21 protein-coding genes are annotated in these 21,743 nt (G+C 40.7%); 9 read left to right on the top strand and 12 right to left on the bottom strand.

What is annotated here, in order from left to right:
• Positions 1 to 506: 506 nt before the first annotated feature.
• Positions 507 to 1,595 carry a calcium/proton exchanger gene (gene cax / locus FD725_RS15755; RefSeq protein WP_179048997.1) on the top strand — a complete coding sequence of 363 codons (1,089 nt, stop codon included), beginning with the start codon at positions 507 to 509 and terminating at the stop codon, positions 1,593 to 1,595.
• 562 nt (positions 1,596 to 2,157) lie between these two features.
• Positions 2,158 to 2,754, top strand: coding sequence for a peptidoglycan-binding protein (locus FD725_RS15750; RefSeq protein ID WP_179048996.1), 597 nt, complete (start codon positions 2,158 to 2,160; stop codon positions 2,752 to 2,754).
• 45 nt (positions 2,755 to 2,799) lie between these two features.
• On the opposite strand, the gene FD725_RS15745 is transcribed toward FD725_RS15750, so the two are convergent.
• From FD725_RS15745 to FD725_RS15730, 5 genes are all read right to left on the bottom strand, one after another.
• Entirely contained in the window at positions 2,800 to 5,220 is a 2,421-nt protein-coding gene (locus FD725_RS15745) for a sucrose synthase (RefSeq protein WP_179048995.1), read from the bottom strand.
• A 370-nt stretch (positions 5,221 to 5,590) separates the two neighbouring features.
• Positions 5,591 to 7,057: a D-alanyl-D-alanine carboxypeptidase/D-alanyl-D-alanine-endopeptidase gene (gene dacB / locus FD725_RS15740; protein WP_179048994.1), complete on the bottom strand. Its 1,467-nt coding sequence runs from the start codon at positions 7,055 to 7,057 to the stop codon at positions 5,591 to 5,593.
• Between the two features lie 140 nt (positions 7,058 to 7,197).
• Complete coding sequence (locus FD725_RS32520) at positions 7,198 to 7,380, bottom strand: hypothetical protein (RefSeq protein WP_256871627.1); 183 nt, start codon at positions 7,378 to 7,380, stop codon at positions 7,198 to 7,200.
• A gap of 3 nt (positions 7,381 to 7,383) precedes the next feature.
• The gene (locus tag FD725_RS32515) at positions 7,384 to 7,581 is read right to left on the bottom strand and encodes a hypothetical protein (protein ID WP_256871626.1); all 198 of its coding nucleotides are present in this window, start codon (positions 7,579 to 7,581) and stop codon (positions 7,384 to 7,386) included.
• 116 nt (positions 7,582 to 7,697) lie between these two features.
• Positions 7,698 to 8,396 carry a glutathione binding-like protein gene (locus FD725_RS15730; protein ID WP_179048993.1) on the bottom strand — a complete coding sequence of 233 codons (699 nt, stop codon included), beginning with the start codon at positions 8,394 to 8,396 and terminating at the stop codon, positions 7,698 to 7,700.
• Positions 8,397 to 8,519: 123 nt separating this feature from the next.
• Between FD725_RS15730 and FD725_RS15725 the strand changes: the two genes are divergently transcribed.
• The gene (locus tag FD725_RS15725) at positions 8,520 to 8,900 is read left to right on the top strand and encodes a hypothetical protein (RefSeq protein WP_179048992.1); all 381 of its coding nucleotides are present in this window, start codon (positions 8,520 to 8,522) and stop codon (positions 8,898 to 8,900) included.
• Positions 8,901 to 9,114: 214 nt separating this feature from the next.
• Here the strand turns inward: FD725_RS15725 and FD725_RS15720 are convergent, their stop codons facing one another.
• The 3 genes from FD725_RS15720 to FD725_RS15710 all read right to left on the bottom strand — a co-directional run bounded on the left by FD725_RS15720 (position 9,115) and on the right by FD725_RS15710 (position 11,181).
• Positions 9,115 to 10,209 (bottom strand): AI-2E family transporter, encoded by a 1,095-nt coding sequence (locus FD725_RS15720; protein WP_179048991.1) that lies wholly within the window; start codon positions 10,207 to 10,209, stop codon positions 9,115 to 9,117.
• A 131-nt stretch (positions 10,210 to 10,340) separates the two neighbouring features.
• The gene (locus FD725_RS15715; RefSeq protein ID WP_179048990.1) at positions 10,341 to 10,769 is read right to left on the bottom strand and encodes an NUDIX hydrolase; all 429 of its coding nucleotides are present in this window, start codon (positions 10,767 to 10,769) and stop codon (positions 10,341 to 10,343) included.
• A 31-nt stretch (positions 10,770 to 10,800) separates the two neighbouring features.
• Positions 10,801 to 11,181 carry a hypothetical protein gene (locus tag FD725_RS15710; RefSeq protein WP_179048989.1) on the bottom strand — a complete coding sequence of 127 codons (381 nt, stop codon included), beginning with the start codon at positions 11,179 to 11,181 and terminating at the stop codon, positions 10,801 to 10,803.
• Positions 11,182 to 11,464: 283 nt separating this feature from the next.
• Here FD725_RS15710 and folD point away from each other — a divergent pair, with 283 nt between their 5' ends.
• The 5 genes from folD (at position 11,465) to FD725_RS15685 (ending at position 15,746) form a co-directional block, all read left to right on the top strand.
• Positions 11,465 to 12,364, top strand: a complete 900-nt coding sequence (gene folD / locus FD725_RS15705) for a bifunctional methylenetetrahydrofolate dehydrogenase/methenyltetrahydrofolate cyclohydrolase FolD (protein ID WP_179048988.1) — start codon at positions 11,465 to 11,467, stop codon at positions 12,362 to 12,364.
• Between the two features lie 148 nt (positions 12,365 to 12,512).
• Positions 12,513 to 13,442, top strand: coding sequence for a geranylgeranyl diphosphate synthase CrtE (gene crtE, locus FD725_RS15700; RefSeq protein ID WP_179048987.1), 930 nt, complete (start codon positions 12,513 to 12,515; stop codon positions 13,440 to 13,442).
• Between the two features lie 196 nt (positions 13,443 to 13,638).
• Complete coding sequence (locus FD725_RS15695) at positions 13,639 to 14,109, top strand: divergent PAP2 family protein (protein ID WP_179048986.1); 471 nt, start codon at positions 13,639 to 13,641, stop codon at positions 14,107 to 14,109.
• Positions 14,110 to 14,750: 641 nt separating this feature from the next.
• The gene (locus FD725_RS15690) at positions 14,751 to 15,065 is read left to right on the top strand and encodes a helix-turn-helix transcriptional regulator (RefSeq protein WP_179048985.1); all 315 of its coding nucleotides are present in this window, start codon (positions 14,751 to 14,753) and stop codon (positions 15,063 to 15,065) included.
• Between the two features lie 60 nt (positions 15,066 to 15,125).
• Positions 15,126 to 15,746 carry a class I SAM-dependent methyltransferase gene (locus tag FD725_RS15685; protein ID WP_179048984.1) on the top strand — a complete coding sequence of 207 codons (621 nt, stop codon included), beginning with the start codon at positions 15,126 to 15,128 and terminating at the stop codon, positions 15,744 to 15,746.
• Between the two features lie 314 nt (positions 15,747 to 16,060).
• On the opposite strand, the gene FD725_RS15680 is transcribed toward FD725_RS15685, so the two are convergent.
• From FD725_RS15680 to FD725_RS15665, 4 genes are all read right to left on the bottom strand, one after another.
• Positions 16,061 to 16,729 carry a hypothetical protein gene (locus FD725_RS15680; RefSeq protein ID WP_256871957.1) on the bottom strand — a complete coding sequence of 223 codons (669 nt, stop codon included), beginning with the start codon at positions 16,727 to 16,729 and terminating at the stop codon, positions 16,061 to 16,063.
• A 118-nt stretch (positions 16,730 to 16,847) separates the two neighbouring features.
• The gene (locus FD725_RS15675; protein ID WP_179051557.1) at positions 16,848 to 17,174 is read right to left on the bottom strand and encodes an MgPME-cyclase complex family protein; all 327 of its coding nucleotides are present in this window, start codon (positions 17,172 to 17,174) and stop codon (positions 16,848 to 16,850) included.
• A gap of 220 nt (positions 17,175 to 17,394) precedes the next feature.
• Entirely contained in the window at positions 17,395 to 18,111 is a 717-nt protein-coding gene (locus tag FD725_RS15670; RefSeq protein ID WP_179048982.1) for a SnoaL-like polyketide cyclase, read from the bottom strand.
• 210 nt (positions 18,112 to 18,321) lie between these two features.
• On the bottom strand, positions 18,322 to 19,044 hold the full coding sequence (locus FD725_RS15665) for a pyridoxine 5'-phosphate synthase (RefSeq protein WP_179048981.1): 723 nt from the start codon (positions 19,042 to 19,044) through the stop codon (positions 18,322 to 18,324).
• A gap of 407 nt (positions 19,045 to 19,451) precedes the next feature.
• On the opposite strand from FD725_RS15665, the gene FD725_RS15660 reads away from it, so the two are divergent.
• The gene (locus tag FD725_RS15660) at positions 19,452 to 21,575 is read left to right on the top strand and encodes an ATP-binding protein (RefSeq protein ID WP_179048980.1); all 2,124 of its coding nucleotides are present in this window, start codon (positions 19,452 to 19,454) and stop codon (positions 21,573 to 21,575) included.
• Positions 21,576 to 21,743: the final 168 nt, after the last annotated feature.

The following is a 21,743-nucleotide window of genomic DNA, read 5'->3' as shown; positions in this document are numbered from 1 at the left end:
AGCCACCGACGACAGGAAAGCTCTTTGTCAGCCCTGCCCCACTATTGGCACTAAATCCAGAATTAAATTCTGGCAAGTAACGCTTTTATTGATTCTTGTTTAAAATTTACTAGCGGTAATCTCAATCAAAAATTTAATGGTCTTTTAATATATTAAACCCCATTTTTAGTGTAATAATTCTGCTCAACTTCAGAGTTTTGTAACAAAAAATTGCGGAAACGATACAAACCGTAATTTTGCTTTACAAATATCACGTCAAAAGATGAACAGTATAATTTCTGAGTAAGTTTGTAGATGCTTGAGAGTATTCTAATTGGAGTGATAAGTGACGAGTGCTGAATGAGGAGTTACGAGTTAGGTAGTAGGGGAGAATTTATATTACTTACTGTCTTTTCACTCACAACTGAACACTCATTACTCATTACTCATTACTCATTACTCAGCACTCAGCACTCAGCACTCAGCACTCATTACTTTGAAAGGATACGCTCAAATAAAAGTAACCAATGTCAGGTAAAAACATTCTTTTTCTCTTGCTGTTGCTATTTATCCCCATTTCCCTAGCTGCACATTTTTTAGAGTGGGGGGATTTAATTGTTTTTGTCACCGCAGGTTTAGCCATTTTGCCCCTAGCAGGGTGGATGGGTACGGCTACTGAAGAAATTGCTGTGGTGGTGGGGCCGACTCTTGGAGGGTTGTTAAACGCCACTTTTGGTAATGCGACGGAATTAATCATCGCCTTGGTAGCTTTGAGGGCGGGGTTGGTGAATGTAGTTAAAGCCAGTATTACTGGTTCAATTATCGGTAATTTATTGCTGGTGATGGGACTTTCTATGCTGTTGGGGGGACTGCGTTATAAAGAACAGACATTTCAACCCATTGTGGCTAGAGTCAACGCGGCTTCTATGAATTTGGCTGTCATCGCTATTTTGTTACCCACAGCCATGAACTACACCTCAAAAGGCGTTGGCGAACAAACTCTACAATATTTATCTCTGGCTGTGGCTGTGGTGTTAATTTTGGTTTACGCTCTCACGCTGCTATTTTCGATGAAAACCCACGCTTACTTATACGAAGTGGGTGTAGCGGAAACAGAGACAGAAGAACACCACACCAAACCAAATATGTTGCTATGGAGTGGTGTATTGCTAATATGCACTCTGTTTGTCGCCCTTGAATCAGAAATGTTAGTTGATTCTTTAGAAGTTGCTACTTCTCAGTTGGGTTTAACAGCATTGTTTACTGGGGTGATACTGGTTCCCATTGTGGGTAATGCTGCCGAACACGCTACAGCCATCACAGTGGCGATGAAAAACAAAATGGATCTCTCTTTATCTGTGGCTGTGGGATCAAGTATGCAAATTGCCCTATTTGTCGCACCTGTGTTGGTAATTGCTGGATGGATAATGGGACAGCCAATGGATTTAGATTTCCAACCCTTTGAATTAGTAGCTGTAGTTGTATCGGTGCTAATTGCTAACAGTATTAGTTCTGATGGTAAGTCTAATTGGTTAGAAGGGACTTTACTGCTAGCTGCTTATACAGTACTGGGATTTGCTTTTTACTTCCATCCAGTTATTGATGGTTTGGGTTAGGATTGATCACAATTTAATTATACAAGCGATCGCTCTCCCGTCCACCTAGTCAATTGAGAGCGATCGCTTTTTATTTTGCGTCATATTTTTGGCAAAATGCCACTTTTATCAGATAAGTAATTTATCAATCTCTCCTGCCCAAATTACGCCTATACATATACCACTGAGGATGGAATAAATTTTTTATTATCTAGAGTTTATTATTCTTGGCAAGTTAAATAAATAATTTAGGAGGTAACTTTTTTACCTATTTATAAATGATACCAATACATTTATATAGATATGGCATTGCTATGTTACTACTGTAAATCGATAGGTATCAGGAATTTATTGGATTAGTATTAGTACTTATAGCTGGTTATTAAAGCACTCAAAAATATCAGTTTAAGTATTAATTTATATACTGCTTAATTCTTACTAATTATCTAATGCTTGAGTAATCAAGATTGTTGCATTTATTGATTGCTCAAAATTTAACTCATTAGATTTAAGTAAGAGTTATTCCGGAATAACTAAATTTTTTCTGTCAAAGGAATTATGGGTGATAGAGACATCAATTACCATGAATGATATTGTCTTGCTGGTGACAGGCGTATTAGCAACAAAGCAACCAAATCCGCCTATTATACCCAAACAGCCTGCAATTCAGCTTGACAAAGGCGTGACTAAATCAACCCAGGGTGAATCGTATCAGTTAGTATCATCTGTAAAAATCACGCCCCCTGAATTTGCACCAATTAATGAAAATTATTCAGCTATTAAATCAGCTATTAAAACTCAAAAAAATCTCATAAAAAAGACACAAAAAATCCTCACAAAAGATTTATATAGCGTAGCTGAGTTTAATAATTTTCAGGCTGTCAAGGTCAAGTTTCCCCGTGAACCGCGCCTTATAGCCCAACAAATCCGTAGCGAAATAGCGATCGCTAGAAGATATCAACGGTTTAGAACCAGAACTTTACCTAACCTCCGTTTTGGTAATTCCGGTCTTCCTGTGCGAGTTTTGCAACGGTTATTACTGGCTAATGGTTACGCAGTTCGCGTTGATGGTGTTTATGGTGCGCTGACAGAAAGTGCTGTCAAAGCCTTCCAAAATCAGCGCAACCTCAGAGTAGATGGGATAGTCGGCCCCGGTACTTGGTATGCGTTAGCGAGATAGGGCAGTAATTCGTAATTTTTAGTTGCAACGCTTAATTACGAATTATTATCGATATTTGTGCTGTTCTAGTAGTTGTTGTGCCTTGGGTTTATAAATTAAATAGAACAGAGACTCAAGGTAACGCAATAAATCCTCGCGGTTTTCTTTGGAAGTGAAATTCCAGAAGCCATAAATTCGGGCTAAGGATAACAATTTGGTTGTGTGAATTTTCCAAGTATACGTGCTGTATACTCGGTCAATTGCTTGCTGGGAAATTACACTCCAATAGTTAGGATTTTGTTCGCATTTGGTGACAAAATCGAGGATTTTGGTAGCTGTTTCCTCTAGATGAGTGGGGTTAATGTAGAAGCCGTTCACCTTGTCTTGAATAATTTCTAACGGCCCACCAAATTGAGTAGCAAAAGTTGGCAAACCAGAAATCATCGCTTCCAAAATTGTCAAACCAAAGGCCTCAAATAACGCTGGTTGGACAAAAATACCTTGATGATCAGCTATGACACGATAAATTTCCCCAGAATCAGTTTTTGATAGACGCACACCTAACCAACGAATTTTGCCATGTAGGTTGTATTCATCAATGATGTGGTAAAGTTTGACGATTTCGTCTCGTTCTTCATTATCATCTGACTCTTCTACCCGCAACTTACCGGCAACTAAAATTAAGTTGCAATGTTCTTGCAATTCTTTACTTTGTCCAAAGCATTCGGCTAAACCAGTCAGGTTTTTAATTCGGTCAAGACGCGCCATTGAGAAGATGGGACGCTTAGTTGGGTCATCGAGTTTACCGAAGATTTGGCTATCATCTTCTAGAGTAAACAACATTTCATCCAAGCGATCGCGATCGCTGTCTACTCTCTCTTGAGTACGGGTGTAGGGGAAATAGTAACTTTCATTCACTCCAGGCGGTACAACGTTAAATTTGGGGCTAAATAATTCCACCCCGTTTACTACGTGGTACAACTCTGGCATGGTGAAGCATTTGTAAGACTCATATTGTCCTATACTATCGGGTGTACCGACGATTTCTTGGTAGGTGCTGCTGACGACAAAATTGGCAGCATTCATGGCAATTAAATCAGCCGTGAATTGGAGAGAAAAATGATATTTATCCTCTAAATCTTGCCAGTAGAGGTTACTAAACAAGTATTTAGATTTTTCTAAAGCATGGGCGATGTTACATTGAGTAACTTTCATCCGTCGTGCTAACAGAAAAGCTACCAAATTCCCATCTGTATAGTTACCGACAATTAAGTCTGGTCTACCTTGAAATTCTGCTAATAATTCTCGTTCTGAATCAATGGCAAAGGTTTCTAGATAAGGCCAAAACTCAAATCGGGAAATCCAATTTTGTGTGAGATTAGGGTTGAAATCCCGTAGAGGTACACGCAAAATCCAAGCGTTTTCTGTACCGTGAACTTTTTCTAATCTTTGGTTACAAAGAGTACCATCACTATTAGGAATGAGGCGAGTGAGGATAATTACCTTGGGTTGGACATTTAACCCTTCCAAGCCAGCTAAGATAGCGTCTTCTTGCAATTGCTTTTCTAAAGTTTTCGCTTGATCAAGAACATAAACAACCTGTCCACCAGTATCAGGACGACCCAAAACTCCTTCTTGTCCGAACCAACCATGTGCTGATACCAAGACGATTCTAAAAATCATTGGGATGCGAGAAATGAACGCTTCCAATGTTTGCGGATCGGGGGAATCAATTAATTCATCCAGAATATTTAAGGTGTCTTGTACACGAGAGGCGGTGTTACCCCATCCCGGTTCAAAACCCATATTTTGTAATTGAAACCGGAACTGTTCGTAGGATTCATCATTTGGGCGATCGCTGACAAAATTGATCGCTTTTTTTACTTGTGTAGATAATTGCTGATGTGATTGGATGCGATCGTTAATTAACAATTGAATCCCGTTATATTGGTGCAATCGCAAGAAATTTAACAAGCTTTCTAGCCATTGTTTCGAGTCTTGAAAGAGTTTGCTAGAAAGATAACGGTTGAGATATTGTACCCCCTTACCGATATTCTTGGGGTCGCGGATGACTGGGGTGTAATCATAAAAGGGGCCGAAATCCAGTTCCAGCAAGTCTCCATCGTGGGGATGAGATTTATTGACGAAGCGATCGCGTAAATCCAATAATTCTTGCACCGTCATCGATTCAAAACTCAAGTCTGCTGTTAATCGATAGACTTCTTGACCAGCAATTTTAGGACGAATGATAAAACAAAGATGGGAATCTTCTTGAATGATTTCTTGAGTATAGTAAATCAGTTTGCCTAAATTAGAAGACCTATAATAAGTTTCTGGTTTCTGAGACTTAGCACAGTATTCATGAAACACATTCAAGATATCGTTACGCAGCAAGTAATTTTTATCCTGTTGACGTAACTCACTCACAAAAGCACGTAAATCATTTTTTTCTTCACCATCCAAGATTGCCTGAATCAATTCTGACATAATCACCCCTTAATTATGATTTAACCTTGTTGCCTTCTAGGGTAGCGCAAGCTGAAAACCTAGAATTTAAACACGTATAAACACAAAAAAACACAGATAAATAAATATATCTGTGTCTTGATCAGCCGTATCAACTCGTGTTCTTATTTACCTACGATATCGATGACTAGGTATTATTGACTCTCACTAAAGGTAGACAATTTTTTATACTATTGATAGATATGTATATAGTATTTTCCTAATGGAAATTATATTTTTTATACAAATAATATTTACTCATCAATTCCCAATGATGTATTTTTCCCCACCCAACAGTAGAGACGTTGCATTGCAACGTCTCTACAATATTGGCATGGCAACCTCTCTACATTTAACAACGCTGTAATTGTGCCAACAACACAACTATTTCATCCATTGCTTGCCGTAAAACACTCGCAGGTTGTTCTGATTGATTTACCAGAATACTAAAAGCTAAAGGCTCATATTGAGGTGGATTCACATATCCTGATAGGGAAACTGCACCGCTTAATGTGCCGGTTTTGGCTTGGACAATTCCGGCTGCGGGAGTGTTACGAAAGCGACTACTTAAAGTACCACTCTTACCAGCTACAGGTAACGAAGCACGAAACACATTTGCTGCTGGGGTTTTGGCGATTCCTTGCAAAGTCTTGACTAATGCTTCTGGAGTAATTAAATTACGTCGTGACAAACCAGAACCATCTACTAACTTATATGTTGTGGGATCAACTCCTAATTGAGTTAAGCTTTTGTTGAGCGCTTCTAAAGCAATATCAGCAGTACTTTTATTTTGTACTCTTGGTTGTTTAAAAGCCAAGGCTCTTAATATTGACTCAGCATAAAGATTATTACTATTTTGATTAGTTTCCATTAATAATTGCGATAGAGGCAACGACTGAACAAACGCCACTTCCTTCTGATTAGTATTACCAGATGCCACGAATGTTTTCCCTAAGTTAATTTTTGCTGTTGCTAAAGTAGTACGAAATCTTCTGAGGAAATAATAGTTAGGATCAACTACTGGCAACTCTACTAAATATGGAGTGGACTTAGCTGCTACTTGCCCTTGAATACGTAAAACTTTTCCAGTTAAATCGCGGGTAACATTAATATAGCTTGGTTGATTCTCAGCAACTGTGACTGATTGATTCACAACTAACCATTGTCTAGATTCATTCAGATCATTCCATTGTAATTGTGCAGCTTTACCAACAGCTTGGGGGATGATTTTTAAGCCAAAAACATTTTGATTGACAATAAAACTACTGACTGGCGCACCATAATCTGACTGTATATCTTCCCATTGCCAAGTAGAGTTAACAATATCTCCTTGAATATAACTATCATCAGCAGTTAACTCTTGAATTCTTGTGATCCCCTGCTGTTTCAATTGTTGGGCTAATGCTTGTAATTGAGTATCACTGAGACTGGGATCTCCCCTACCGACAACAGTTAAATTACCGTTAGTATTTTGATAAATTGAAGTACGAATCCGAAAATCTGCACCAAGTTGTTGCAATGCTGCTGCTGTAGTCAGCAATTTTGTATTAGACGCTGGAGTAAAATATTTCTCGGCATCTCGGCTATAAAGATTTTGCGCCGATGACAAGGGTTGAACTAAAATTCCCCAGCGTACCCGATTAAATAAAGGACGATTTACTACTGCATCTATGGCTGTTCCTAGTTGAGATTGACAAATTGATTTTGTCGTCGTTGTGGGTGCAGTGGGGGTTTGTGCTTGAACGGTTTGTTGAGTAATACTGATGTGAGTACCAACAAACAGCAGCATCAAGGTAGTAGTAATCTTTCTGGATACCATAAGTAACTCGTAATTCAATACAGTTTCTGCTTCCACAGTATTGTATGGGCTTACGGCTAGGGTGTTGACTTTGTGGGAAAATCTCTCAAAAAAGTTAATGCAAATTCTGTGTCTATTTCTACTTTGCTTGCGAGTCCTCATCAAGGAGCAGGTGTAGGCTCAAGTGAAACTCCTTTTGATTCTAAGCGATACCGTTCCTCGTCCGCCTCTAACTTCAGCAATTCTCGATTATTTTCACAGTAGTCGATGGTCTCGTAAATCGCTGCCAAGGGTAAATTCCAATTATCCGCTGCTTGTTCGGCTGACATATCATTGGAAATCATATCTTACCAGATGGTTGATGCAAATAATTTACGCCCTTTAATATAAAGTTGCCGTCGCCAAGGGTGCGGACGTGTTACTAAATATTGCCAGTTCTCTACATAGCTAGAGGTTTGCAAAGATTGAATCAAGTCACTGATAAGAGAAAGGCGATCGCTCACAGACAATTTGAAAGCTTGCTCTTTAAGTTCTTGCAAGGACATATAAAGTACTTCCCAATAATGCTTGTGTTCATTTTAGACTCAAAAACCCATTCATGGATAATGGTGTTGGGTTTCTGAGTTTAAGAGTTATTTGAGTTGCACCAAGCGTGAGTTATTCAGCGCTGAACTGTATTTGCAGACTGATTGAATAGCACATTTCTGGACTTTTCAATATCTATCGCCTGATTTTTCAAAACTTCTGCTTTCTCGTAGGCGCGAATTGTGGCTGGACGTGCTTTAATCGTCTCAAACCAGCGCTTGAGGTTGGGGAAATTATCTAAATTTTGGCTTTGAAGTTCATGAGGGACAATCCAAGGGTAAGCAGCAATATCCGCAATCGAATAATCACCAGCGACAAACTCTCTATCGGCTAGTCGTTTGTTTAGCACTGCATACAAACGTCCCGTCTCATTGACGTAGCGGTTAATTGCATACTCAATCTTTTCGGGAGCATACTGACTAAAGTGGTGATTTTGTCCAGCCATTGGCCCTAAGCCTCCCATTTGCCAAAATAACCACTGTAAAACCTCCACACGCTCTCTGACATTTTCAGGAATCAATTTTCCGGTTTTTTCTGCCAAGTATAGTAATATAGCACCAGACTCAAACACAGAAATCGGTTCACTCTTATCGGTTGGGTCATGATCGATAATTGCTGGCATCCGATTGTTGGGCGATATTTGCAAGAACTCTGGCTTGAATTGGTCACCAGCACCGATGTTTACCGGAATGAGGTTGTAAGGTAAGCCAACTTCTTCGAGAAAGATGGTGATTTTGTGGCCGTTGGGAGTTGGCCAATAGTAAAGGTCAATCATAGTTATCTCCGATTGTGTTTGTTACTTTATGGAGTTGAGTTTTAACTCTGCTACTGCTGACTTCTAATTTGTCCGACTGTTATCTTTGATGAGACAAAATTACAAGCAAGCGAGAATGAAACAATGATGCTGCGTTATAGTCAAGCTTTGGGCTATGTATTCATCCCATTAGGTTTACTGAATCTAGTTTTGGGTGGTTTTCTCCTAATTAAGGGTCAGTTCAGCGTTAGCATCATCATTGGACTCACCACACTGTTTTTGGGATTTGCATACTTGAAAAAGCCATATGTCACAATTAAACCTGATCAGTTCATTATTCATACACCTTTAGGATGGCCACAACGCATCTACAATTACAATGCTCCTGAAGATGTAAAAATAGCCCATAACAAGATATTGATGAAACAGGATGGTGAGTGGAAACGTTTACCTGTGTCTAAATTGCTGATTCAAACAGAAGACTGGTTAACTTTGCGTGAGCGATTTGCGGAGGGAGGAGAGTAGGGATGTAGGGGTGTAGGGATATAGCCAGCCAGTAGGTTGGGTTGACGTAAGGAAACCCAACACCAAGATATTGGTTAAGCTTTCAGTATCTATGTTGGGTTGCGCTACGCTTAACCCAACCTACATCTACTACATATGCTATCTGCTTGTGCTGTGAGCGTAGGCGTAGCCCGCCGCAGGCATCGCCCTCTAAACTTGGTGATGAACCAATAATTTATTTTTTTACCCCATCTATTTCCACACTTGCAGCTTCTAACTCAAAATTATCTTGGTAATCAAATTCCTCAGCCCGCCAACTATCTGCTATATCTTTGATAAAGCTAGCGGTAGGAATAGCAATTAATAAGCCTAAAACACCACCTAACTTAGCTCCTATTAATAAGGAAACAACTACCCATACAGGATTTAGACCAGTTAAATTACCAAGAATACGTGGTGCAATCAAATTAGAATTTACCTGATCAATAGCAACAGCTACACCTAAAACTTCTACCCCTAGCCAAAAGTTTTGCAACGCTACCAGTAGACTAACAATCGCAATTCCTATCCCTGTACCAAAAGGGAAAAGCGAAAACAACCCGATTACCAACCCAAACAGTAAAGACAAGGGGACTTGTAGTGCTAAAAATGCCAGCGTGACTGTCACCCCAAGCACAGCTCCCAAGGTGGCTTGACCGATAAAGTAATTATGGAAATCCTCTCGTAAAATTTGCCGTACCTTAGAGCCAATATGAGTGGGAAACCACCGATATATTCCATCCCATAAGCGATCGCCATTTAATACCATATAGATAGTCAACACCACTGTCAGCAAAACGTTGACCACAACACCGATAGTATCAAAAGCAAAACCTAGAATTTTTCCAGTCACAGACTGCAACTGACTAGAAACTCTCTCTAAAATTTGCGTCACTAAACCACTCAAATTCACAGGTAACTGCTGTGTCGCCGCCCATTTTTGAAACGCTTCAATCTGTTGTCCACCAGAATCAATCCAATAGGGCAGAATATTTACCAGTTCGTTTAGCTGTTCTATGAGCAAAGGTACTAAAGTCAGCCCTAAACCCACCAAAATCACCACAGCCAACAGCAACACCCCCACAATCGCCAAGTTACGTTCTACCCCCCGCCCTTGGAAAAACTGAATTGGGTAGTCCAAAACAAAAGCTAGTAAAATAGCCGCAGTAAAAATACTGACTAAAGGTTGAAAATACTGTATAAACTGAAGCAATAACCAACCATTGAGAATAGCGACAGGAAACGCCAAACCAATAGTTAACCATTTAGGCAATTTGTTAATCGATTGCATGAGTGTCGCTGTTGGAAGGGGATAGAGGACAGAGGGAGTGAGGGAGTGGGAGAGTGAGGGAGTTATGAGTGCTGAGTGGAAGTCGGAGAGTTGTGACTAATGACTAATGACTATTGACCATTGACCATTGACTATTGACCACCAATAAAATCTAATAAAATTTTCTGGGGTGTAGCACCTAATGGTTTTTCTTCCCCAGCATTTGCCGAATAAAAATTACCTTTACGAATATCGGCTGGTGTTAATAAACCCATGTCCCAGCCTTCGTTTAGCTCCAGTTGATGAAATTCTAGCAACAGGGGAGCGTGAAAGACATGGCGGACAACTGCATCATCAGCGTAACAACCAAATTCAAAAAAAGGTGGGAGAGTATAGCCAATTTCCTCTAAGATTTCTCGCTTGACTGCTACATCTGGTGTTTCACCGGGTTCGATGTGACCGCCGAATAGCGCCCAATGACCAGGATAGGGAATATTAGGAATATTATCCCGCAATTGCATGAGAAATTTATTATCTTGGTAAAGAATAGCGATCGCTACGTGGACTGGTTGTTTACTCATAAATTTTTAGCTAGAGTTGCTGTCACCAGTATTACTCTTCTACTAAATAAACTTCCCCAAATTCTTCACCAGCAATAGGAATGCTTTCATACAGCACTTTACCTTTAATAACTACTGAGTCTCCATTTTTGAGATTCCTTTGATGAGTCACAACCCAAATTGTGCTAGTGGAGTCATTAATTTGATACACCCATCCCTTTATTAGCGGCACTTCTTTCTCTACCTTACCTTGAACGTACACTGTAACTGATTTGTCTGGGACTGGTTTAATATCCCGAATAGGGGTGACATTACGACCAAACACAATATTACCCTCTCGCAAATCAGACATTTTTAAGGGAGTGCAACCATACAACTCCACAACCAACAGAAAAGTTAATCCCAGCCGATAAAAATTTTTTGATTGTTTCATAAAAGGCAATAGTCAATAGTCATTGGTCAATAGTCATTGGTCAATAGTCAATAGTCATTAGTCAATAGTCAATAGTCACCACTCTCAGACTTCCGACTCCCTCACTCCCTCACTCAGCACTCATTACTCAGCACTCATTACTCAGCACGGGCTGCATCGCCCCGCTTCCGCTAACAGCACTCATCACTCAGCACTCAGCACTCAGCACTCATCACTCATCACTCCCTCCTTCCCACATTATGGGAAAATAAATTGAGTGGAGGTGAATCTTCTAGAAATTCTCATGGAAACAAAAACTGCCAAAACTCTTGATGGTAAGGCTTTAGCTGAAAAAATTCACCAAGAACTTACATCACAAATCACAGAATTACAAACTAAAATTGGTCGTCCTCCTGGGTTGGCTGTGTTAATGGTTGGAGATAACCCAGCTTCAGCCGCCTATGTCCGTAACAAAGAAAAAGCTTGTGCCAAGGTGGGTATAGCTTCCTTTGGTCAGCATTTTCCACAAGAGACTAGCCAAGAAGAACTAGAGGATGTAATTGAGTCACTCAATCAAGATGCACTAGTGGATGGTATCTTGGTGCAACTACCCCTACCAGAGCATTTAGATGCGGTGAAACTACTGCATCAAATAGCGCCAGATAAAGACGCTGATGGACTACACCCAGTCAATCTAGGGCGATTAGTACGTGGGGAGAGGGGCTTACGCAGTTGCACACCAGCCGGAGTCATGCGGCTATTGCAAGAATATGAAATTTCTTTGCGGGGAAAGCAGGCTGTCGTGGTGGGCAGGAGTATTTTAGTTGGGAAACCAATGGCCTTGATGCTACTGGAAGCTGACGCTACGGTGACTATTGCTCACTCGCGATCGCATGAACTTAAATCTATCACCAAAAATGCCGATGTTCTCATTGCTGCCGCCGGTTTGCCAGGATTAATTACTGCTGACATGGTGAAACCTGGCGCTGTTGTGGTAGATGTGGGAATGAACCGCGTCACTGATGCTAATGGCAAGAGTCGTTTAGTTGGCGATGTCCAATTTGCATCAACTGCTGGTGTGGCTGAGTACATTACCCCAGTTCCCGGTGGTGTCGGCCCTATGACTGTGGCTTTGTTATTACAAAATACAGTCGCCAGCTATTTACAAACAGCAAAAGAGCAAGGAAAGCTAAATGATAAATGAAAAATTATAAATCGTAATATAACGCATTACTTATCATTTATCTTTGATGATTACTGAGGTATGAGTTAATCTTTTCGCTCCAGAGCATTTTAAAATTGTGACGTGTATGACACACAGCCAAGAGCCAAAAATTTAAGGAATTGTGAGAATGGTAGCAGCTGATAACCTCCAGAAGATGTCAGAGGGAGCCAAATTTAACCTAACAGCTTATCTCAAAGAACGGCAAAAACTTTGTGAAGCTGCCCTAGATGAATCTATCCCTGTCATTTATCCCGAAAAGATTTATGAATCGATGCGCTACTCACTACTTGCTGGAGGTAAGCGCCTGCGTCCTATTCTTTGTCTTGCTACTTGCGAAATGATGGGCGGCACAATTGAAATGGCTATGCCAACAGCTTGTGCGGTGGAAATGATTCACACCATGTCTTTGATTCATGATGACCTACCGGCGATGGATAATGATGATTATCGTCGCGGTAGGTTGACAAATCACAAGGTTTATGGTGATGATATTGCAATTTTAGCTGGAGATGGCTTATTAGCCTACGCTTTTGAGCTAGTTGCCACCAGCACCCCAGAAAATGTTGCAAGAGAACGAGTCTTACAAGTAATTGCTCGTTTAGGACGAGCATTAGGGGCTGCTGGCTTAGTTGGTGGTCAAGTCGTTGACTTGGAATCAGAAGGTAAATCAGACATTTCTCTAGAAACACTGAATTTCATTCATAACCATAAAACAGCTGCCTTATTAGAAGCTTGTGTAGTCTGTGGCGGAATTATCGCTGGCGCATCACCTGAAGATGTCCAAAGACTCTCACGCTATGCTCAAAATATTGGATTAGCATTTCAAATCATCGACGATATTCTCGATATCACCGCTACCCAAGAGCAATTAGGCAAAACAGCAGGTAAAGACCTCGTTGCGCAAAAAGTCACCTATCCGAGTTTGTGGGGAATTGAACAATCTCGTGTCAAAGCTCAACAACTAATTGAAGCAGCCTGTGCAGAACTAGAACCTTTTGGAGAAGGTGCAGAACCACTCAAAGCACTTGCTCACTTCATCACTAGTCGCAATCATTAACAATTCCCAACTCGTTGTCAAAGGTTTGCACCTCTTTGGGGAAACTCGCGCACGCAACACCAGTTGCTACAACCTGGGGAACCAAAGCAACGCACTGGCTCAACTTTCCGCAAAATTCAAAAATATTGACTTTTGACTGTTGACTTTCGACTCACCACACAGCACTCATTACTCTTCTTAATTTAACCAAAATACCATGCAGGACATAGGAGACATTTTAGACAATCGGGTGCTGCTGGTTGCTCTGGTAGCTTGTTTTGTAGCTCAAGGTTTAAAACTTTTTATTGAGCTAGTTAAAAATCGTAAACTGAATGTGCGCGTTTTAGTGACCACTGGCGGTATGCCTAGCGCCCATTCGGCTCTTGTAACAGCTCTTGCAGCTGGTGTTGGACAAACTCTTGGTTGGGCATCACCTGATTTTGCGTTGGCTACAGTTTTTGCCATCATTGTCATGTATGATGCGGCTGGAGTCCGTCAAGCTGCGGGTAAGCAAGCCCGTATCTTAAATCAAATGATTGATGAATTGTTTCACGAGAAACCAGATTTTAGTCAAGATAGACTCAAAGAATTGTTGGGACATACACCCGTACAAGTAATAGCGGGTTCGGCTTTGGGTATCACTATTGCTTTACTGGCTAGGGTTTTTTTAGTAGTTAATAGTCCATAGTCATTAATCAGTGATAAAAATTCCATGTATATGAATAAATATCAATTCTCTGTAATTTTTCGGGTGTATTATGCAGTAGTCTAACGCATCGATAATTATTGATGGTGCGTTGCGCTGTGCGACAACACACCCTACATTTAACTACATTTAGCTATTAATTCGGGTGATGTTGGCAACGGCAAGAAATCTCCTGAAGACGTAGATCATGAGTAATATTTTAGAATTTCTTGTAGGTTGGTTGGAAGCACACAAAAGATATTGACGGCAACATGGTAAAGCTCTATTGCGCCGTAACCCAACACCAAATCATGAAATTTTTAGATAATATTTTCAAGCGTAAAATAATTGCCGCATGAATTTTACCTTTGAAAGTGAGATATTTTTATAGTTGGAAGTTTTAATGATTGAGTAAATACGATTGAGACATACAAGATTAACCCTCTTTTATCACTTTGGAGAAATAAAAATAGGTGTAGGTTGGGTTGAACGAAGTGAAACCCAACAAAACCAGGGTTTTCGGATGTTGGGTTTCGTTCCTCAACTCAACCTACGCTTAGATTGATAAAAGTCTTGAAAAATAAGGATTTTAGATTTTTATCTGACAAGAGTGATTAAAGAGGGTTAATTACAATAGTAAAATTATGGATGAAGTAAAGAGAAAAAGATTAGAAGCAAAAGGTTGGAAAGTTGGAACTGTTTCAGAATTTTTAAAGACTTCAAAAGAAGAAGATGCTTTAATTGAGATTAAATTAGCTTTAAGTCGTAAGCTGAAAGAACAGCGCAAGAAAATGATGACACAAGCAGAATTAGCCGAAAAAATCCAATCCAGTCAATCCCGAATTGCCAATGCAGAAAATGCTGATGCTTCTGTTTCGATAGAACTATTAATTCGGGCAATGTTGGCAACAGGTATAACATTGCAAGAAATTGGACAAGTAATTTCCCAAGTCGGTTAATTGATTAAATTCCAAAGTGTTTCGGGATGCCAAAGTTTTATATTCTCTACAAACATCTCTATGGCTGAAGCTAGAGTTCGTCAGCAGTATGACAAATTGGCTACAATTTACGATACACGTTGGCAAAGTTATATATCTAACACATTATCCTTTCTGAAAACCTGGGCCGATATATCACCACAGGAGACTGTGCTGGATGTGGCGTGCGGGACTGGTGAGTTTGAAAGATTAATTTTGAGCGAGAACCCATTACAACAAATGGTTGGGGTAGATATTTCTGAGTCAATGCTGGCGATCGCCAAACAAAAATGTAGCTCTTACCCTCAACTTTCGTTTTACAATGCCAGTGCAGCATCCCTACCATTTGCTAATGATAGTTTTGATGTCATTGTCTCAGCTAGCTCCTTTCACTACTTTGACAACCCCAATACCGTACTACAGGAAATGAGACGAGTTCTCAAACCAAATGGTAGACTAATTATCTTAGATTGGTGTCGAGATTACCTATCGTGTAAACTACTAGACATCATACTCAGAATTATTGACCCAGCCTACAAAGGTTGTTACAACCAAAACGAACTCCACCACCTGCTAACAACCGCCGATTTATCAATTCGTCGTTCCAAAAGAGTCCGTTTCGGTATCTTGTGGGGCTTGATGATAGTGACAGGGGAGTGCTGAGTGAGGGAGTGAGGGGTGTAAACAGTGAACAGTGAACAGTAAACAGTGAACGTTTATTAACTGGTAACTGATAACTGATAACTGGTAACTGATTTGGGGAGTGAGGGAGTGCTGAGTGGTGAGTGGGGGAGTGAATAATTTGACTGTTGACTAATGACTAATGACTATTGACCAATGACTATTGACCAATGACTATTGACCAATGACTATTGACCAATGACTATTGACCAATGACTATTGACCAATGACTATTGACCAATGACTATTGACTAATGACTATTGACTATTGACCAATGACCCTTGCCTAACAACCCTTACAATCTCACAACTGATCGCAATAATATCACCTTACGACTATCTACCAGCACGGCAAAAAAACCACGTTCATTGAGTCTTTGCAGTGTTCTATAAGCTTCTTGTTGATTGGTGGTGTAGACTGCCAATAAGTAAGGGCGTTGTCCATAGGAAGCCAAGCCGACATTACCCCCTACAGCCTGTTGTACGCTAGTTAATAGTTCTGGACGGTTGAAATAATCTACTAATACAGCATAACCCTCACCCAAAGCTTGAGGATTATAGGCAACAGTGGGAACTGGTGGTTGTTGTGCTTGTGGTGGCGATTGTGTTTCCCCTGGTCGTGTAGTGATAATAGCAGACAAGCCGACAATGTTGTTGATGTACCTAGCCCAACGGTTAGCATCGTCGATTCTCTTAAACCCACCTATCCGCGTTACCGTATCACTGAGATATTGGCAAGTCGTAGTTTTAATTTCGTTGGGTAAAGCGTTACGTAGCTGCTTTTGATTTTCTGCGGTGGGACTAACTACCAGTAGCAGATACTCACCAGCAGTGGGAGGTTGGCACGCAGGAACACCAGATTGGGCGTTTGCAGAAGTTATACCACCCATCAAACCTGTTCCGGCGATCGCTAATCCTAATACACTAGATAAAGTTGCAAATTTTTGCACAAAATTAAAATGTATAAATAAATGAATTTCTTAAAAGATTTTATGTAGTTATTCGCCAATAGTCCAGAGTCAACAGTCAAAACTCATCTATATTCAAATTCTTGACCGTTGACTAATGACTAATGACTAATGACTACGCAGTAGCCAAAGATGCCACGGGATTGGGTATGCTATCAGAAGGAGCCTGGAATTCTCCTGTAATGACGTACTCTAAACGCAGTTTGAGCCAAATAATAAACTGAGGATTAGTCGAAATAATTGCGGCGGCTGGCTGGGGACAACGAGACTTAATTTCTGCCATTTCTGGCGCTTCTAAAAATGCTGGTTGAGAAACCAACCAAAAATCAATCTCTTTTTCTTGTTCATGGTAGTGACGAGTTCGTTCTTTGAGAACTTCTTCGATAGGTTCTTCATGTAACAAAAACCGCCGGCTAGCCAAAACGTAATAGTATGTTTGCACTGTCATTTAACCTCTAGTTGCTAATAATTTTAGGGTACAGTATTAACCCTGTACCCTTAGAGGGTGTTTGAAAAGTTTCAGTAGGTATAAAAATGTCATTCTTCCTTACGCTCCGCGTCAGGAAGAATCTAGGTTTTGTGGCACATACCGAGATGTTTCATTCCGCTACGCTGCATTCAACATGACAAAGAAACAGACTTTTCAAACGTCCTCTTACAAACTAACTCTTGTGAGATTTTTTGAACCAAGAACTGAAAGGACAGCTACTTCCTTTAGTTTGACTATTGGTTTTACCACCAGCTGTCAGTTTGTCTAAAAACAGCGTGTTGTCAAAATAGTGTTCCAAGGAAATAATTTTCAGGTCATCGGTAACGCGAGCAATGCTCAAACCGATAATTTCTATTGTCTCTCCAGTCGGGGCATAATCTTTATATGTACCTTGAAAATGCCCCCAGTGTCGCCATTTGAATGTGACATTCGGTGGACCCGAGTAAACTTCTAGCACCTCCCAGGGAAAGCCTTGAGGAAATGTTGTATGAAAGATTTTTGCGGATGATTCAAAGCTTTCTTGAGATGCTTTGTAATGTTGAGAATCCGCCATAAACAGATTGTAAGTACCTTGGGCTGCTAAATCTGCTGCTGTGTACTCTACTCCACCATTGGTACTGACACGAAATTGTTCATTCACAACTGACAACCACTGCTGCGGTTCAGTTTTGAAAGATACCTCCATCTCAAAGGTTCTGACTAAGTTCTGGACGATCGCCTCCAGTGTACCTTCTAAATGATTGCGTGTACTCTCCTTAGCAAGATTTTCCTTGGAGCGAGAATAATCTGGTGGAGTTTGATAACGCCATTGGGTATCCCCGCTTTCGGCAATCACCTGATCTCTATCTTGCACCCAAAGCGGAAGACTGTTAGATTGTGTTGCGGTCATAAAAAAATGCAAAATTTCACTGAATTTTCCAGATTTCGCAGTAACAACCCCTCTAGAGGAATTCGTAATACCCTACGGGAAGGCTTGCGCCTACGTAATTCGTAATACTCGCCTTCATGCGAGAAGCAAGCTACGTAATTACGTTATCGCCTCATCTGCTTCACACCACACACCCCACTCAGCACTCATTACTCAGCACTCAGCACTCTCTCACTCAGCACCTTTTATCGCCTGTTTCATCTCCCGCACAGCTCTTTCTATGCCAACTAAAGCTGCCCGGCTGATGATGGTGTGACCGATGTTTAGTTCTTCCATTCCTGGTAGTATGGCTACAGGATGGACATTCCAGTAGGTGAGTCCATGACCAGCGTTAACTCGCAATCCAGCTTTAATTGCTTGCTCACACCCTGCGGCTAATAAAGCTAGTTCATGGTGACGGCTGGTTTCATTGGTTGCCTCAGCATATTTGCCAGTGTGTAGTTCGATAAACTTTGCCTGCACCTTGACAGATGCTTCGATTTGTGCAGGTTCAGCATCAATAAATAAACTCACAGGAATATTAGCACTTTGTAATTTACTGACAACCTCACCCATTCTAGCAATTTGCCCAACAATATCTAAACCACCTTCCGTGGTAACTTCTTCGCGTTTTTCGGGGACTAGAGTGACATAATCAGGTTTAATGTCGAGAGCGATACCCACCATTTCATCCGTAGCTGCCATTTCCAAATTGAGGTGAGTGCGTACTGTCTGTCGCAACAAGCGTACATCCCTATCTTGGATATGCCGCCTATCTTCTCGCAAATGCACTGTAATCCCATCAGCACCGCCTAATTCTGCTAGTACTGCCGCCGCCACAGGATCTGGTTCCACCGTCCGCCGTGCTTGCCGGATAGTAGCGATATGATCTATGTTCACACCAAGAGTAGCCAACCCTAGTATCCCCCTATCCACAGTCTTCAGAGTATTTATCTTACAGCAAAGTGCGGAGAGAGTGCTGAGTACTGAGTGGTGAGTGCTGTTAGCGGAAGCGGGGCGTTTAGCCCGTGCTGAGTGGAAGTCGGAGAGTGGTAACTATTACCTATTGCTTATTACCTATCCCCTATCACCTGTCCCCTATCACCTGTCACCTGTCCCCTATCCCCTATCCCCCATCTTTCACAAAAAATAACATTTCCGATCTCTTTGATTCTGTCAGGCATCTGCGGCTTTTGACGCTAAAAATCAAATAGGATTGCTATATAACTAAATAATTTGGTTTTTACTAAATATTTTTCTACCAAGGCTTAAATAATAATTTCCCTAAATCTTGGAAGCGGGAGTATCTATCTAACATCAATATGTCAGAATTGTGGACTTATTTTTTTAACTCATCCCCATTCATACCACATGGACACTGCTATTTATGGAAGACCGATTTAGTTTGGTTACACATAGTATCTGATGGCTTAATTGCATTAGCATACTATTCTATTCCAGCGACATTGTTCTATTTTGTCCGTAAACGACAAGATTTGCCATTTTATTGGATTTTCTTGTTGTTTAGTGGATTTATTGTAGCTTGTGGCACAACTCATGTGATGGAAATTTGGACTCTTTGGTATCCTACATACTGGATGTCGGGGTTTTTAAAGGCTGTCACAGCAACAATATCTGTGTTTACGGCTATAGCTTTGATACCTTTGGTTCCACAAGCTTTAGCACTTCCGAGTCCGACTCAACTGGAACAAGCCAATCAAGAACTACAAACCCAAATAGCAGAACGATTAAGAATAGAAGCAGAATTAAGAAAATATCAGAATCATTTAGAAGAACTGGTAAATTTACGTACTGATGAAATTACAAAAACCAACGAAAAGTTACAACAAGAAATTACTGAACGTCAACGTATCCTAGAAATTTTAAGAGATAGCGAAGAACGCTACCGTTACTTAGCTGAGGCGATTCCTCAACTTGTTTGGACAACTGATGCTCAAGGTGAGACTGATTATTTTAATCAGAATTGGTGTGAGTATACTGGGTTAACGATGGAGGAATCATTGGGTTCTGGATGGATAGCAGCGCTGCACCCAGATGATTTGGCACGCGCTTATGAAGTGTGGTTAGATGCTGTCAGTTGCGGAACTGTATATGAGAATGAATATCGCTTTAAACGCGCGGCTGATGAGGCTTATCGTTGGCAACTAGCACGTGCTTTACCACTCAAAGATCAACAAGGACGTGTAGTTAAGTGGTTTGGGACTTGTACAGATATTCATGAACAAAAACAAATACTAGAAGAACGAGCGCATTTGCTGGAATTAGAGCAAGCAGCAAGGGCTGAAGCAGAAACAGCTAACCGGATTAAAGATGAATTCTTAGCAGTACTTTCTCATGAATTACGCACTCCTTTAAATGCGATTCTTGGCTGGTCGCAATTATTACAAAGCCGGAAACTAGATCCGGTGAAAATGAATCAGGCGATCGCCACCATAGAACGTAATGCCAATCTACAAGTACAACTGATTGAAGATTTGTTAGATATCTCCAAAATTTTACAGGGTAAGCTAGTAATTAATATTACAAAGATTGATTTAGCAATCGTCATTTCCACCGCACTAGAGACAATGCGTCTTGCCGCAGAAACTAAGTCCATTCAAGTAACAAAAAGATTTGCTTCCACGGTGGGAAAAGTGATGGGTGATTTTGCTCGGCTACAGCAAGTATTTTGGAATCTGCTTTCCAATGCTGTCAAATTTACACCCAAGAACGGCAACATAGAAGTGCGTTTAGAAGAGGTGGAAGGTTATGCACAAATAGTTGTTAGTGACACAGGTAAAGGAATTACTCCAGAATTTTTACCTTATGTTTTTGATTACTTCCGCCAAGCAGATAGCAGTTCTACCAGAAAATTTGGTGGGTTAGGACTAGGACTAGCAATTGTGCGGAAAATTGTCGAAATCCATGGTGGAACTGTGACAGCAGAAAGCCAGGGTGAAGAACAAGGCGCAACTTTTACCGTCCGATTACCAATCTTGGCAATAGAAAGTGAGCGTGTTACAGATGAACCAAATCAATCTTCGTTATTCACCAGCAAAGCTTTACCTTTAATTGGGATCAAAGCTTTGGTTGTTGATGATGATGCTGATTCTAGAGATTTTGTGTCTTTTGTATTAGAACAAGAGGGGGCCGAGGTAAGCATGGCAGCTTCAGCAAGGGAAGCATTACAAATGCTGCCACAGACTAAACCAGATGTTTTAGTTAGTGATATCAGTATGCCAGATATGGATGGTTATATGTTCATCCAAGAAGTGCGAACTTGGACACAAGAACAAGGAGGAAAAATTCCAGCGATCGCCTTAACCGCCTTTGCCAGACAATACGATCGAGAGCAAGCCCTCAATGCCGGCTTTCACCTACATCTATCCAAGCCCTTCAACGCTGAAGAACTAGTTGCTGCCGTTGTCAATTTGGTTAGTCATTAGTCATTGGTCATTAGTCATTGGTCAATAGTCATTAGTCAATGGTCAATGGTCAATGGTCAATAGTCATTAGTCATTATTCTTATCTCACTGTCCCCTTGTCCCCTTGTCCCCTTCTTCCATTTTGAATTTTGAATTTTGAATTGATTTGTCTCCCCCACTCCCTCACTC

Origin of the sequence: Nostoc sp. TCL26-01 (assembly GCF_013393945.1) — a bacterium.
GTDB lineage: Bacteria > Cyanobacteriota > Cyanobacteriia > Cyanobacteriales > Nostocaceae > Trichormus.
This window is presented reverse-complemented; position numbering and strand designations above follow the sequence as displayed.